The following is a 14,496-nucleotide window of genomic DNA, read 5'->3' as shown; positions in this document are numbered from 1 at the left end:
TTAAAAGTAAATTGCTGGGAATGATGAGGGGTCTGATTCTCGCATCATTTCATAAACCGTATCCACAACATTTTCCACGTTGGGTTTAGAAAAATAATCTCCATCTGAACTATATGCTGGACGATGCGGACGAGCAGCCAAACAACGGGCTGGACTATCCAACCAGCTAAATGCACCTTGCTTATCTAAGACCTCTTGCATCATATAGGCTGATGCACCCCCTGGCATATCCTCATCTGCAAACAATACGCGATGTGTTTTCTGAATGGACGTCAAAATATGATGATGCCGATCAAAAGGCAACAAAGTCTGTACATCAATCACTTCTACTGAAATCCCCATCTCAGCCAATGCCCCCGCTGCCTCCATCACAATACGACACATTGACCCATAGGTAACAATGGTCAAATCATTCCCTTCACACAAAATTTCCGGAATCCCCAATGGCACAACCAATTCATCCAAATTAGCAGGCATTGGTTCCTTTAATCGATATCCATTTAAACATTCTACCACTAAGCCAGGATCATCACCAGCCAGTAAAGTTCGATACATCCCAGCCGCCTGCGTCATGTTACGTGGTACACAAAAATGCACTCCACGCAAACCATTTAAAAGAACTGCCATCGGGCTTCCTGAATGCCAAATTCCCTCTAATCTGTGCCCCCGCGTTCTAACAATCATAGGCGCCTTTTGGCCCCCAGCAGTACGATAATGCAAGCATGCCCAATCATCCGATAGCAGACAAAAAGGATAAAAAATATAATCCAAGTATTGTATCTCAACAATAGGTCGCAGACCACGCATGGAAGCTCCAATGCCCTGGCCTACAATACTCATTTCACGAATTCCAGTATCAGTCACTTTTAATGGCCCAAACTTTTCTTGCAAACCCGCTAAGGTTTGATTGACATCACCTATTTGACCTACATCTTCCCCTAAAATAAAGACCCGAGGATCCTCTAAAAATTTGGAGAAACTCTTATTCAGAATTTCACGACCATCCACTAGCAAAGGCTCCTTATCGTATACCGCTTTCACCTCTTGAACTAACAAAGGACTGTCTTTTGACTCGCTCAACTGGTGTGAACTAAATCGACGATGATTGCGCGCCTCCAATTCGGCTAACCACTTACGAAGTAATTTAACAGCCGGCCCCTGAAAGAACCTAAATTCGCGCAAAGCCTTTCGACCCGCACGAACTAAATCACTAAAAATCGGATAAGCCAACTCATTTAACTCGGCTAAAATAGGTTCCAATAAACCAGGCTCATTGGTTGAATCATACAGGTTTTTGGCGATACGTAAAAAAGCTTTTTTATCGACATCAATCGCTGCCATATAAGCAGAAAAGGCCTCTTTTTGATATTTTCTCGCTAAAAGAGTCGAATCGGAGTCAATCGCTTTTAATTCTTCATCCGACGCAATCCCTTGGGCAACAATCCACGAGCCAAAATGCACATTACAATCAGCCTCATGTTCAAATTGAAGTCGATCGGAGGACTTATATCTTTCATGCGAACCAGATGCTGAGTGGCCTTGTGGTTGCGTACATTCAATGACATGTACAAGACAAGGAACCATTTCTTCACGCGCTAATTTTGCCGCCTTTTGATAGGCCTCAATTAAGCCAGGATAATCCCAAGCTTTCACTTGAATTATCTCCAAACCTTTTTCAGTTGGCGTCCGCTGAAACCCCGCCAAAGCTTTTGAAATAGAAGATTTAGTGGTTTGAAATTCAATGGGGACTGAAATTCCATATCCATCATCCCATACCGAAAAAACAATTGGAACCTGTAAAACACCTGCCGCGTTGATACACTCTAAATACATCCCCTCCGAGGTAGAGGCATCACCAATGGTTGTAAAACAAACCTCTTGACCACCCTTTGAAAACAAAATGGAGTGCTCCTTTAAATCAGCGCGTTCGCGGTACAATTTTGAGGCATAGGCTATCCCCAAGGCCCGGGGCGCTTGAGATGCCGTCGACGAAATTCCAGCAACAGAATTATAGCGGGTTGTTTGATCAATCCATTCCCCCGCATCATCCAACCAGCGTGTTGCATGGTGATTATTCATTTGTCTACCTCCCGAATGGGGGTCGAATTGAATATCAGGGTGTCCGTATAACTGCGCAAAATATTGTGGCCAAGTTAGGTCCCCGATCGCTACACCAATCGTTTGATCACGGTAATAACCTGAAACATAATCTCCAGGTTGCATGGAATTAGCTAATGCCAGTTGGCACAACTCCTTTCCATCCCCATAAATACCAAATTTTGCTCTTCCTGAAAATACTTCTTTTCGCACCAGTAGACTACATGCTCGACTAAGCGAGGCCAGTCGGTAATCATCCAATACCTTATTAGGATTAAATGAAATAGCAGGATCAGAAAAAGTATAATGATTCAGTGAAGCCAATGGTCTCCTGTTAAATTTAACGTGTAAAAATACAATAAAATAATCGGCAGTCAAATATGTCCTAAGTCAATTAATTTAGAAAAACTGGAACATTTCTTTTGCCGAATCTTCACATTGTTTTAGATTTGCTACCTTAGAAAATAAAATAAATCATTACCATGAAAAAATATTTAGGCGTACTCGCGTTGATTATTGGATTCGCATTCCAATCAAATGCACAAGGTGCAATCAAATTCAAAAAAGAAAAACATGATTTTGGTAAAATCGTAGAAGGTACTCAAGCTACCTACAGTTTTGAGTTTACGAATACCGGTAAAACCCCTGTAGTTATTTCAAACGTTCAGCCTTCTTGTGGCTGCACAACTCCAGAGTGGACACGTGAGCCAATCATGCCAGGAAAATCGGGGAAAGTAACCGCTTCGTACAACTCAAGTGGGCGTCCGGGGAACTTTAATAAATCGATTACCGTCGTTAATAATGGTGAGGTTCAACAAATACAATTGTTTATTCAAGGAACTGTTCAACCGAAAAAATAAGTTGATTTAAATACAAAAAAGGGACGCTCGTGTGAACGTCCCTTTTTTGTTTAGTCATGATTTAACAAAGCTTTATTTCGAAGTCCATTAATCCAAGAAGCGATCTTAAGAACATCTCCTTTGGGAACATGGCTCATCGGAGCCATTTCCGTTGCATAATCTGGCCAGTTCTGGGGATTGGGTTTATAAACCAAATCCAAAATTTGCTTATCGGTATAATTCCGTTTTGCAATATCGACATAAGACGGTCCAACAACCTTTGCTTCTTTCGCATGGCAAGCCAAACAAGTATGCTTCTTTAGCAATGCTGTCGCCTCCGCATCCGAAATTATGGTTGATTTAGCAGGTTTAACAGGCTTCTCAACAACCTTTTTAACTTCTTGCGTTTCTGCTAAACGATTAGTAGCCTGAATAAGTAATTTCCCTCCTGAAGGTATTTGATTTAAGGTATAGTAAGCTGTTTCATGCAACAATGGGTCACCAGATTCGTTACGAATACCTTCCAATTTAAACTCATGAATAAAGTACTGACGTAAGCCATCAATCACCAATCGTACTTTGCGTTTATCAGCCGAAACCTCCATGCCTGAAATCTTCAAGCTCTTCAACTCAATAATGGGACTTCCATATTGGTGCTGGTATTTGTAGATATATGATCTCAATGCATAAGAAGCTGCTTTCTTTACCGAATTAACATCCACCGACTGCGTAAAACTAATCTCAAAACCATCAGGTTTTGCCTGAATATCCTGGATTTCAAACGGCATTTGACCGTTCCAAATCAATCGTTGTAGACCAAATTCATCTTTTCCTGTAGACCCCCACCCACGTGAAGTCATACCGACAAACATAGACCCATCTAATCCAAATCGCTCACGTAAAATCCCCGATTGAAATCCTTCGCGGTAGTTGATGCAAAATCCTTGATACACTCCATTCACTTTTTCTAACCCCATTCGCATGATTTTTGACTGTCCTTGATCAGCCACAAAATACTGACCTGGGAATGGACTGAACTTGCCACGTGTCGTATCTTGAATGATATCGGATGTTGAAATACCCATAATAGCATGCGGAAACCATACCGCTGGTAATTTCAAATTCTTCACTTTCGCCGCGGCCTCATACATGGGTGCGCCATTGTCCTGAATTTCTTCCAAAGTTAAACGGAATGGACTATTAGGCTCCTTGGCCCATTTTAAGCCCCCTGGATTTCCTGCAAAATCACCCTTTGCCAAATGCGTTACACGGCCAGAGCCAACCCAGTCGCCTTGATTCTCGCCGTAAAAAATATCACCTTCTTGATTTATGCTATAGCCCGCAGGTGAACGTAAACCAGCAGCAAATGGCTCCAAAGTTCCGTCTGGATGTATTTTCACCAACCAGCCACGCCACTTGGCAAATTTACCTTCCCCAAATCCAACCCAAGCTAGGTTAAGAGTCACTAACATATCGCCATTTTTATCAAAAACAGGGCCATAGGTATATTCGTGGTAGTTTCCAGAAATATCGAATTGGTAAATTGGTTCATACAAATCAGCTACTCCATCACGATCCGTATCGGTTACTTTGGTCAACTCCCCTCGTTGAGAGCAATAAAAAGCACCGTTACGATAAGCTAACCCTAACACCTCATGCATCCCAGAAGCGAAACGCTTGTAATGAACTTGGTGATTCGAAATTTGATATGGATTTTCTACGATCCAAATCTCTCCACGACGCGTACTAACAGCCAGTCGACCATCAGGCATGGTGGCTAATCCGCCTGCCTCAAGGTAAATTTCCTTGGGAATGGGAAGCGTCTTAATTTCATAAAAATCTTGCTCTGTTTTCGTCGGCAATTTCTGCGCCAAAGCACCCAAAGAAATAAATAATATTGCGAAAGTATAGTGTATATTTTTCATCAGCTTACCAGATCAATTGATACGAAATTTCATTTCCTTGCACCGGAATGCGTGCTTGCTTTAAACCTTGTTTTGGGCTTAAAACCTCCGCTTTACTACCATCCCACTGAACAAAATACGATTGCCCTTGTAGGCCAATTATATTATTACTCACCGAAGCTATCCCCTGGTAACTATTCCCAAGCACTAACTCAGTAGCAGTCTGCATCGAGCTCGTCGATTTGTAGGTCAAAGTTCGCTGTAGGCCAGTACCAGCAGCATTAGGCCTCAGGTAATCCTCAATATGCAAATTTGCAGCTGGCCAATGGTACATAAAAATGGGCCTACCATCGTAAACTCGGAAACCCTTGTAGACCAATTCCGTCGAATCCGCTTGTGCTTGATGATCCAAAACCAATGGAAATTGACCATCTAAAGTAACAGCTACACCCAGAGGCTCCGATGTTTGTGGCTCCCCTCGATTTTCCCACATTTGCGTGGCATTCAAGAAAGGGCCTCGCCACATTTGCAGCAAAGCTCCCTGTTTGATATCATATGAGTAATGCATGCCTGATGGATCTCCAACCTGAATAACATACATCTTTTTCTTGCCTTCATGAAAAGCGAAAGAGCGCTGAAAAACAGGTTCAGCATTAGCTTTTACTTCAATCATCCCCACGGCTTCTGGATCTACTAAAGAGGTTCTTTCATGAAGAGCGACTGGATGTGAACCAAGGCGTTTTACAAATAAGCCCAAAGCTTGAGGCCCCCAAGGAAAATCTTTAATTTGTATTACTTCCAAACGATGTTTCCCTGCCGCTAAATTTACATTTGCTGAAACCTTTTCCGAGTACCAATGAGCTCCTTGATTCAATGCAATACCATCAATTTTAACCACACCAGATCCAGTCCAATATGACTGAAATTCATACCGATCAGCTTCTGGCACCTCTAAATCTGCCTGATAATGTATCAAATAATCATTTTTGGCTTTGATTACCTTATAAGTTAATTTTTCAAGTTTCCCAGACTCCACTATTTTTGCCGACCCTATCACGGGCTCTGTAAATTTCCCTGTATAATAATCATACGTTACGGGACCCATACGAACGGATGGTTTATCATAGGTTTCATACCGCAAATTTTTAAAGGCAACTTGTGTATGATCACCTTGAACTAAGATCGGAGCAGAAGCAACTTCTTGCTGAGAAACAGCCCCACGAGTTACCCCCAAAACTTCGATATTTTCATGAATCAAAATGCCATTTAAAATAACTTTTTTGAACATGGCATTTTGAATTTTCTTCCCACTGGCATCGAATCGAGGTGCTTGAAAATCAATTTCCATACTTTGCCATAGTCCTGGTGCTTTGGATGCATTCTGCCTAGGCGCGTATCCATCAAATCCCTCGTTACTCTTGCCTCTCGCATCATCCCAGCGCTCATAAATACCCCCACAATCACCAAAATTCAATTTCTTTTTTCCCCAAGAATCAGCCAATTGAACTTCGTAACGCCCTTGAAGATAAACACCGGAATTCCCTTTCTTTGGCAACATAAAATCAAACATCAAATGAATGTCCCCATGAGAAAATCCAAAAATTAAATCATCTGATCGCTTGTATTTACCGTTTCGTAAAGTGTTAACTAGAATCCCCTGTCCGGTCGCCACCTGCAAAGATGTATCAGCATAAGCTGCCTGAACAGCTCCTTCAATTGTCCAATTACTACTGGGTTTCTGAAATGCACTAAGGTCATTTAAGGTAAGCTGTTGCTGGGCGAAGCTAGTCCACGATAAGAGGCAAAGCAATATTATTTTGCGCATGTGTAGGTTAAATAGGTTCTTGAAACAAATCTAATAAAATAATATGAACTATTTCATCGACACAAACAGGATACACGTAGCATATTTGCCAAGTTTATTTTGCAAATTGTTTACTTCGAATCTTAATTCGTGAATTCATGGCTAAATCCAAGTTACTATCTAAGCCCATTTTATTGCATTTATTGTTTTGGGCTTGTCTTTTAGCGTTACCCATTTTGTTAGGCCCAAGCTCGCAATCACAAAACCCTGAAGAAGTTCAGCGCCATTTTCAATGGAATTTATTCTTCTTCGTTTTTGGTTTAGCCAATATCCCCATCTTCTACATAAATACAGAAATTTTAATCCCAAAGGTTTTAAAACGTCATAACATTTTGGCATACCTCGGCTTTCTTGTCATAGGTTATTTCATAATGGTCGGCTTAAATGATCTCATTTTCGATTCGCTTTTCAAGGATTTAATACCTCCACAAAGACCACGGGGCGGTGGTATGAAAAGATTCACCTTTTTGCGTATTATTTTTCAGTACCTTTTCATTATCGCCATTGGAATAAGCTACCGATTTCTTTCAGACAACCTGAAGGAACAAGAAGAAAAAAAGGAGGAAGAAAATGAGCGATTAAAGTCGGAACTTTCTTTCTTACGTTCGCAAATTAGTCCGCATTTCATGTTTAACGTATTAAATAGCATCGTATCCCTATCTCGTAGAAAACCAGAACGTGTTGAGCCGGTAGTGATCAAGTTATCTGAACTGATGCGCTACATGATTTATGAAACTACGGATTCAAAAGTTGCCATTAGTAAAGAGGCGAATTATTTGGAATCCTATATCGAATTGCAGAGACTTCGTTTTGGTAATGATATTGAAATTGAGTTCAAATCTGAGATTAATAGTACCAGTGGGACCATTGAACCTATGCTTTTAATTCCTTTCGTTGAAAATGCATTTAAACATGGCGTAGGGATGATTGAAAAACCTAGTATCAATATTCAATTGGAAGACAATGCTCAAAGCTTGCATTTTGTTGTCAGAAACAAAATCAGTCACCAACCGGCGGAAAGAAAAGATGAAAGTTCAGGAATTGGATTAACCAATGTCCGTAGGCGATTAGAATTACTCTATCCTGATCACCATGAGTTAACAATCTCAGATAGCGACAATACCTATATCGTAGATTTACTTATCACGCATAGCTAGAAATTATGGAAGAAAAGGAACATTTTTCAGAAATCTCCAGTACGATCTTAAAGTGCATCGCCATAGATGATGAAAGTTTAGCTTTAGACTTAGTTGAGGATAATATAGCTAAAGTACCATTCCTAAAGTTAGAAGCTCGATGCAGGAATGCATTTGAGGCCATAGATTACCTACAAAACAATCAAATTGACCTGATATTCCTTGATATACAAATGCCAGGCTTGACTGGAGTGCAGTTTTTAGAGGGCTTGACCCAAAAGCCTATGGTTATTTTTGTGACAGCTTATCAGCAATATGCCTTGGAAGGCTTTAATTTGGATGTCATTGATTATGTGCTTAAACCAATTTCTTTTGAACGATTCCTGAAGGCTAGCCACAAGGCTTTGGATTATTATAAAAGTAAACAAGCACTGTTGGAAAGTGTCAGCAAACCCGAGGCGAAAGCCGAGTATATCTTCATTCACGCCGACTATTCTTTAATGAAGATCATGCTAGAAGATATTTTATATATTGAGGGATTGAAGGATTACATTAAAATTCACCTCAAAAACCAAAAATTTCCAATCGTTTGTCGGATGACTATGAGACTCATCAGCGAGAGACTTCCTTCAGATTCCTTTTTACGGATACATAAATCCTACATCGTTTCTTTGAAAAAAATCGAATCGATTCGAAATCAAAAAGTCAAGATTGGGGAAAATCATATCCCTTTAAGCGATAGCTATTCAGAACAGTTTTACCAGACCATCGGCTATCAAAAGGAGTAATTATTTCAATTTGTTTTTGCCAAAATGGTAATTTACTCCCAGCCAAGCACGTAACAATCCAGTCTGCACTTTGGAATCTGTATATGGCGTAATTTCAAAGTTCAATCCTAAATGTGGTAAAGAGGTAAATGGATAGGCACGAACTCCTACACTACCATAATAACCTTTTAACAAAGAGGACTGATTAAATACATTGGATAACCAGCCTATGTTCACACCGCCGCCCGCATAAAATACCGCGTCTTTATTCTTATAAACCGTCAACATAGGTCCAAATTCAGAAGTGATAGCTGAGGTTGCTGAATTCATTTGCATACGTACCTCAGCCCATGCGATGTTGGTGGGATTTGAAGAAACAGCCAACTGAGAATTAAACGGGTAATAAGAAATTGATTGAGCGTTTGCAATTTGCGTTACTGCTAAAAAGAGGCCTAAAAAGGCAAGGATATTTTTCATTTGATATGGTTTTGTTACAATTTTTTGATGTATACCCAAAGGGTCCTAACAAATTATGTAACTTTGAATTTTGGCAAATATACAATTATGTCCATTCTGAAAAAATTAGCAGGTGAAACTCTTTCGTATGGTTTTAGTACCATTCTGGGAAGATCCCTCAATTTTTTACTTGTTTTTGTACATACCTGGGCATTTCTCCCAGCAGAATTAGGTGTGAATATCAAACTATATGGCTACGTAGCGATTGCCAATATCATCTACACCTATGGCATGGAAACGGCTTATTTTCGTTTTGCCAAAGAAGCTCCCGAGAAATATTACGAATTAATCATGACAGCAATCATCGTCACATCGGGCTGTTTTACCATATTCCTCTTTCTCTTTGCGGACCCCATTATGGTCCAACTCGGTTATCCAGGTAAAGGCATATTTTTAAACTGGCTTGCGTTGATTTTAGCCATTGATGCCATAACGGCGATTCCCTTTGCGAAACTTCGATTAGAGAATAAAATACGGACATTTGTCAAGGCTAAAATCGTCTCTATTTTGATCAATGTGGGATTAAATCTATTCTTCCTCATGCTATTAAAACCTTTACAAACAGGTGAGTTGGCCATGGAAGCACCTCAATTTTTACGCGATTTATACAGTCCTGGAATTGGAGCAGGGTATATATTTTTAGCCAATTTACTAGCTAATGCAAGTTTATTTTATTGGCTATCAGCCGAATTTAAGGCTTATCGATGGCGCTGGGATTGGGTTGAATTTAAAGCTCTTTGGGTGTATGCCTATCCCATTATGTTCATGAGTTTGGCAGCCATGTTCAACTTGATGTTCGATCGTTTATTGTTAGAATCTTACCTCCCGAGCGGATTTTACCCGGGTAAAACCTCGCAAGATGCTTTGGGGATTTATGGGAATTGCTACAAACTTTCCGTCTTCATGAGTTTAGCCATTCAAGCATTCAAATATTCAGCCGAGCCTTTCTTTCTTGGTAAAAAAACAGCCGAAAACAGCAAGGAAAATTTGGCATTAATCACGCACTGGTTCGTGATTGTTTGCACCGTATTATGGGTAGGCGTTTCGTGTAATTTGTTTTGGATTAAAACACTCTTTTTACGAAGAGCCATCTATTGGGAAGGCATGAATATAGTCCCCGTTTTATTGTTGGCCAATCTATTCTTAGGCATTTACTACACACAATCCGTTTGGTTTAAGCAGACAAATAAAACCTATTTTGGTACAGTAATTACCTTACTGGGTTTAGCTGTCACGTTAGTTGGCAACATCGTATACATCCCAATATTCGGCTACATGGCTTGCGCCTATTCGTTTTTAGCATCGAGTATGGTGATGGCCGGATTGTGTTATTGGGGAGGTCAAAAATATTCTCCTGCACCCTACCGCTGGAAAAGTGATTTATTTTATATCTTGTTAGGAGCAATACTTATTTATGGCGCGAAAGCCCTAGCCACCATAAGTCCACTGCCGGAGTTAATCAATCAAAATTTCGCAGTGTTATTTTTGTTAGGCTATTTGCTTATCCGTGAGTTTTCATGGAAAACAGGAAAGCCCAAATTAATCATTTAATATGAAGCAAGAATTGAAAACGCAATACCTTCAACTCAAACTGAAAGTCAGTTTGATGGTTGCGCGTTTACAAGAAAATGCTGGAAAAATTAGCGAACTAGAGAGAACAAATGTAGAATTACAAACAAAACTCGATGAAAAAACGCGAGAATTACAAGATGCCCTAAGCCAATCAAAAGAATTGGAGAAAAGCTTTAAAAAATCAGATAAAATTGGTAAACTTGTAGTTAATACAGAAGATACAGAGGCAGCTAAAGCTGAACTGAAGAAAAAGTTAGACGAATATATAGTAAGTATAGATCATTGTATTGAGCAATTACGCAAACCATGAGTACTAAACTACCTTGCAATCTCCTTTTAGGCATTCAAAATGTCGCGCTAAAGGTTAGTGAAGAGGAGGAGTCATGTGTGCGAAAAGCGGCAAATTTGGTTAACCGACTTGTAAAATATTACGAGAAAGAGACAAATAGTTCTGATCCTAGTAAAATTATGGCCCTTGTGGCATTGGATTTAGCTATGTGTGGATTGAAATTCGAGACGGAAACAAGATCATTAAGCAACAATGTTCATGCTGAGAACGAGCAGTTATTAGCGCTCGTGGATGAATTCCAACTATAATTACCCTTTTCTTTCAGTCATTTTTGGAGCCGATGTTCATAAACTAACAATTTATATGACCATTATATCCATTATTGTTTCCATCGTTGCTGCAGCTGGTGGCTTGTTTGTGGGGAAGACTTTTTCTTCCAAATCAAATAAGAATCACGAAGAAGAAGCTCAACGAAAAGCGGCAGAAATTCTAAAAAATGCTGAATTTGCTGCAGAAAACCTAAAGAAAGACCGCATGCTTGAAGCCAAAGAAAACTTCTTGCGTTTGCGAAGCGAATTTGAAGAAGAAACCCAAGCGAAAAAAGGAATTCTTTCAGAAAATGAGCAAAAATTACGGGAAAAAGAACGCATTTTGACGCAACAACAAGAGCAGCAACGTATTGTCGATCAAGAGTTGCAATCGCAAAAACAAAGCATTCAGTCAAAAGAAGAAAACTACCGAAAGAAGTTCGAAGACGTTGAAAAGAAACGTGAAGAGGCAGAAGCTATGCTTGCCACGCAAATCGGTCAGTTGGAGAAAATTGCGAATCTTTCAGCAGACGAAGCACGCCAGCAGCTCATAGATGCCTTAAAAGCTGAGGCAGAATCAAAAGCAAGCTCTATAGTGAAACAAGCCATCGAGGAAGCGAAATTAACCGCAACGAAAGAAGCTAAAAAAGTAGTCATTGAAACCATTCAAAGAACAGCTGCAGAGAATGCCATTGAAAACTGCGTGTCTGTTTTCAATATTGAATCCGATGACATCAAAGGCAAGATTATTGGTCGGGAAGGTCGAAACATCCGTGCCTTAGAGGCTGCAACGGGGGTTGAATTTATTGTTGACGACACCCCTGAAGCAATCATCATTTCGGGTTTTGATCCAGTTCGCAGGGAGATTGCTCGATTGTCACTACATCGTTTGGTACAAGATGGACGTATTCACCCCGCCCGCATTGAAGAGGTAGTAAATAAGACCAAGAAGAACATCGATGACGAGATTATTGAGATCGGAGAGAAAACGGTAATTGACTTAGGAATTCATGGATTGCACCCTGAATTAATTAAAATGATCGGCCGTATGCGTTTCCGTTCCTCTTATGGTCAAAACTTATTACAGCACTCACGTGAAGTAGCTAAATTATGCGCTACCATGGCAGCTGAATTAGGCTTGAATGCGAAACTGGCCAAACGTGCAGGCTTACTTCATGATATTGGTAAAGTATGGCACGAAGAGCCCGAATTACCACACGCACTATTGGGAATGGAATTAGCGCAGAAATACAAAGAGCACCCAGAAGTTTGTAACGCTATTGGTGCTCACCACGATGAATGTGAAATGACATCCATGATTTCTCCTATCATTCAAGTTTGCGATGCCATCTCAGGCTCTCGTCCAGGGGCTCGTCGCGAAATGATGGAATCGTACATGAAGCGTTTACGTGATTTGGAAGATTTGGCAACATCCTTCCAAGGTGTTCAAAAATGTTATGCCATTCAAGCAGGTCGCGAATTACGTATCCTGGTAGATTCTGAGCATGTAAGCGACGATAAAGCATCAATGCTTTCATTTGACATCTCACAAAAAATTGAAAAAGAAATGCAATACCCAGGTCAAATTAAAGTAACGGTAATCCGGGAGATGCGCGCTGTGAATTTTGCGAAATAACCTGCTTGATTATTTAAAATCAAGATTTTAAAGATTAATTTGCCAACGCTGCCGGAGAAATAATCCCGGCAGCGTTTATTTTTATGGAACTCATCAACCCACAGACAGAAGCACAGTGGAAGGCCTATTTTGCACTTCGCTACAGCGTATTACGTGAACCATGGAATCAACCACTTGGATCTGAAATACTCACGGATGAACAAGATGCAATCCACATCATGGCCATTGCGAACAATGAAGTTTTAGGGGTAGCTAGGATGCATGAATCAGCAAGCAATCAGGGTCAAGTACGTTGTGTGGCTGTGGCAACAGACCAACAAGGCAAAGGCGTAGGTAAAGCCATTATGCATGCATTAGAAGAGCAAGCAGAATCGAAAGGATGGAATGAAATTGTATTAGAAGCACGTGAAAATGCCGTACCATTTTACAAAAGCCTAGGATATCACATCGAACAAGAATCGTATCTGCTATTTGGTGAAATTCAACATTACCGCATGAAAAAAGCGCTAAACCTCTCAGAATAGCGCTTATCTTTTAATGGGTATGCTCAAGGCCTTGAGCACTCGGAATTTGATTAAATTCAATCCCTGATTTCTTTTCATCTTTAAATGCCTCCTTGGGCTTAATGTTAAGAATTTGGAATAATTCTTTATCCGACTTTGCATCTGGATTTGGTGTTGTTAACAACACATCTCCTGAAAAAATCGAATTTGCTCCTGCCATAAAACAGAAAGCCTGGCCTTCATAATTCAATTCCAATCGGCCAGCAGATAAACGCACGGCAGATTTTGGCATCAGGATACGTGCTGTCGCAATTACGCGAACTAAATCCCACACAGAGGCTGTTTTTTGATTTTCAAAAGGCGTTCCTTCTACAGGTACTAAATTATTTACAGGAACCGATCCTGGATGTTCGGGCAAATTTGCTAAGGTCAACAACATGCCGATGCGATCAGCAGTACTCTCCCCCATGCCAATAATACCACCTGAACAAACAGACAATTTAGCTTTACGTACATTACCTAAAGTTTCTAAGCGGTCATCATAGGTACGCGTTGAAATTACATCTTCGTAATATTCTTCACTTGTATCAATGTTGTGATTATAAGCATACAATCCGGCATCTTTCAATTTTTGTGCTTGCTCTTCGGAGAGCATACCGAGAGTACAACAAACCTCCATACCTAAAGAATTTACCCCCTTAACCATATCCAACACACGATCAAAATCTTTATTATCACGTACTTCACGCCAAGCTGCCCCCATACAAAAACGAGAACTTCCATTATCTTTAGCGCGAACAGCCGCTTGAATCACTTCCTCATAAGGCAGTAACTTTTGAACTTTAACATTGGTATGATAACGAGCTGCTTGAGAACAATAAGAACAATCCTCTGGACACCCCCCTGTTTTAATTGATAGCAAGGTACTAATCTGAACCTCATTCGGATCATGATATGCCCGATGTACCGACGCAGCCTGATAAACTAAATCTAAAAAAGGTTGGTTGAATATTTGTTCAACTTCCTCGCGAGTCCAATTATTTCTAATCTCCATATCTATATATT

At 40.3% G+C, this 14,496-nt stretch carries 13 protein-coding genes; 8 read left to right on the top strand and 5 right to left on the bottom strand.

Annotated features, from left to right (window positions below; all coding sequences use genetic code 11):
* Positions 1-2,421, bottom strand: a complete 2,421-nt coding sequence (locus ACIQZ2_RS00215; protein ID WP_395766813.1) for a thiamine pyrophosphate-dependent enzyme — start codon at positions 2,419-2,421, stop codon at positions 1-3.
* Between the two features lie 158 nt (positions 2,422-2,579).
* Here ACIQZ2_RS00215 and ACIQZ2_RS00210 point away from each other — a divergent pair, with 158 nt between their 5' ends.
* Positions 2,580-2,957 (top strand): DUF1573 domain-containing protein, encoded by a 378-nt coding sequence (locus ACIQZ2_RS00210; protein ID WP_395766812.1) that lies wholly within the window; start codon positions 2,580-2,582, stop codon positions 2,955-2,957.
* 50 nt (positions 2,958-3,007) lie between these two features.
* On the opposite strand, the gene ACIQZ2_RS00205 is transcribed toward ACIQZ2_RS00210, so the two are convergent.
* Positions 3,008-4,861 carry a hypothetical protein gene (locus tag ACIQZ2_RS00205; RefSeq protein WP_395766811.1) on the bottom strand — a complete coding sequence of 618 codons (1,854 nt, stop codon included), beginning with the start codon at positions 4,859-4,861 and terminating at the stop codon, positions 3,008-3,010.
* Between the two features lie 4 nt (positions 4,862-4,865).
* On the bottom strand, positions 4,866-6,665 hold the full coding sequence (locus ACIQZ2_RS00200) for a DUF1080 domain-containing protein (protein ID WP_395766810.1): 1,800 nt from the start codon (positions 6,663-6,665) through the stop codon (positions 4,866-4,868).
* Between the two features lie 137 nt (positions 6,666-6,802).
* Here ACIQZ2_RS00200 and ACIQZ2_RS00195 point away from each other — a divergent pair, with 137 nt between their 5' ends.
* The gene (locus ACIQZ2_RS00195; RefSeq protein WP_395766809.1) at positions 6,803-7,861 is read left to right on the top strand and encodes a sensor histidine kinase; all 1,059 of its coding nucleotides are present in this window, start codon (positions 6,803-6,805) and stop codon (positions 7,859-7,861) included.
* Positions 7,862-7,866: 5 nt separating this feature from the next.
* On the top strand, positions 7,867-8,628 hold the full coding sequence (locus tag ACIQZ2_RS00190) for a LytR/AlgR family response regulator transcription factor (RefSeq protein ID WP_395766808.1): 762 nt from the start codon (positions 7,867-7,869) through the stop codon (positions 8,626-8,628).
* Here ACIQZ2_RS00190 and ACIQZ2_RS00185 read toward each other — a convergent pair whose 3' ends face one another.
* Positions 8,629-9,084, bottom strand: a complete 456-nt coding sequence (locus tag ACIQZ2_RS00185; protein ID WP_395766807.1) for a hypothetical protein — start codon at positions 9,082-9,084, stop codon at positions 8,629-8,631.
* An 87-nt stretch (positions 9,085-9,171) separates the two neighbouring features.
* On the opposite strand from ACIQZ2_RS00185, the gene ACIQZ2_RS00180 reads away from it, so the two are divergent.
* From ACIQZ2_RS00180 to ACIQZ2_RS00160, 5 genes are all read left to right on the top strand, one after another.
* Positions 9,172-10,674, top strand: a complete 1,503-nt coding sequence (locus tag ACIQZ2_RS00180; RefSeq protein WP_395766806.1) for a lipopolysaccharide biosynthesis protein — start codon at positions 9,172-9,174, stop codon at positions 10,672-10,674.
* A gap of 1 nt (position 10,675) precedes the next feature.
* Positions 10,676-11,005: a hypothetical protein gene (locus ACIQZ2_RS00175; protein ID WP_395766805.1), complete on the top strand. Its 330-nt coding sequence runs from the start codon at positions 10,676-10,678 to the stop codon at positions 11,003-11,005.
* Positions 11,002-11,292: a cell division protein ZapA gene (locus ACIQZ2_RS00170; RefSeq protein WP_395766804.1), complete on the top strand. Its 291-nt coding sequence runs from the start codon at positions 11,002-11,004 to the stop codon at positions 11,290-11,292. Before ACIQZ2_RS00175 ends, ACIQZ2_RS00170 begins: the two co-directional genes overlap by 4 nt.
* A 55-nt stretch (positions 11,293-11,347) precedes the next feature.
* Entirely contained in the window at positions 11,348-12,928 is a 1,581-nt protein-coding gene (rny, locus tag ACIQZ2_RS00165) for a ribonuclease Y (RefSeq protein WP_395766803.1), read from the top strand.
* An 83-nt stretch (positions 12,929-13,011) separates the two neighbouring features.
* A complete protein-coding gene (locus ACIQZ2_RS00160; RefSeq protein WP_395766802.1) occupies positions 13,012-13,452 on the top strand; it encodes a GNAT family N-acetyltransferase in 441 nt (146 codons plus the stop codon).
* Positions 13,453-13,462: 10 nt separating this feature from the next.
* On the opposite strand, the gene bioB is transcribed toward ACIQZ2_RS00160, so the two are convergent.
* Positions 13,463-14,485 (bottom strand): biotin synthase BioB, encoded by a 1,023-nt coding sequence (bioB, locus tag ACIQZ2_RS00155; protein ID WP_395766801.1) that lies wholly within the window; start codon positions 14,483-14,485, stop codon positions 13,463-13,465.
* Between the last annotated feature and the right edge of the window lie 11 nt (positions 14,486-14,496).

Origin of the sequence: Aquirufa sp. (assembly GCF_044342065.1) — a bacterium.
Lineage (GTDB): Bacteria > Bacteroidota > Bacteroidia > Cytophagales > Spirosomataceae > Aquirufa.
Note: the sequence above shows the minus strand (reverse complement) of the source record. Positions and strands in the feature narration are given on the sequence as shown.

Excerpts from the sequence above, each read along its gene's own strand:
- ACIQZ2_RS00210 (WP_395766812.1), top strand. The coding sequence starts at position 2,580 with ATGAAAAAATATTTAGGCGTACTCGCGTTGATTATTGGATTCGCATTC.
- ACIQZ2_RS00205 (WP_395766811.1), bottom strand. The coding sequence starts at position 4,861 with ATGAAAAATATACACTATACTTTCGCAATATTATTTATTTCTTTGGGT.
- ACIQZ2_RS00200 (WP_395766810.1), bottom strand. The coding sequence starts at position 6,665 with ATGCGCAAAATAATATTGCTTTGCCTCTTATCGTGGACTAGCTTCGCC.
- ACIQZ2_RS00195 (WP_395766809.1), top strand. The coding sequence starts at position 6,803 with ATGGCTAAATCCAAGTTACTATCTAAGCCCATTTTATTGCATTTATTG.
- ACIQZ2_RS00190 (WP_395766808.1), top strand. The coding sequence starts at position 7,867 with ATGGAAGAAAAGGAACATTTTTCAGAAATCTCCAGTACGATCTTAAAG.
- ACIQZ2_RS00185 (WP_395766807.1), bottom strand. The coding sequence starts at position 9,084 with ATGAAAAATATCCTTGCCTTTTTAGGCCTCTTTTTAGCAGTAACGCAA.
- ACIQZ2_RS00180 (WP_395766806.1), top strand. The coding sequence starts at position 9,172 with ATGTCCATTCTGAAAAAATTAGCAGGTGAAACTCTTTCGTATGGTTTT.
- ACIQZ2_RS00175 (WP_395766805.1), top strand. The coding sequence starts at position 10,676 with ATGAAGCAAGAATTGAAAACGCAATACCTTCAACTCAAACTGAAAGTC.
- ACIQZ2_RS00170 (WP_395766804.1), top strand. The coding sequence starts at position 11,002 with ATGAGTACTAAACTACCTTGCAATCTCCTTTTAGGCATTCAAAATGTC.
- rny (WP_395766803.1), top strand. The coding sequence starts at position 11,348 with ATGACCATTATATCCATTATTGTTTCCATCGTTGCTGCAGCTGGTGGC.
- ACIQZ2_RS00160 (WP_395766802.1), top strand. The coding sequence starts at position 13,012 with ATGGAACTCATCAACCCACAGACAGAAGCACAGTGGAAGGCCTATTTT.
- bioB (WP_395766801.1), bottom strand. The coding sequence starts at position 14,485 with ATGGAGATTAGAAATAATTGGACTCGCGAGGAAGTTGAACAAATATTC.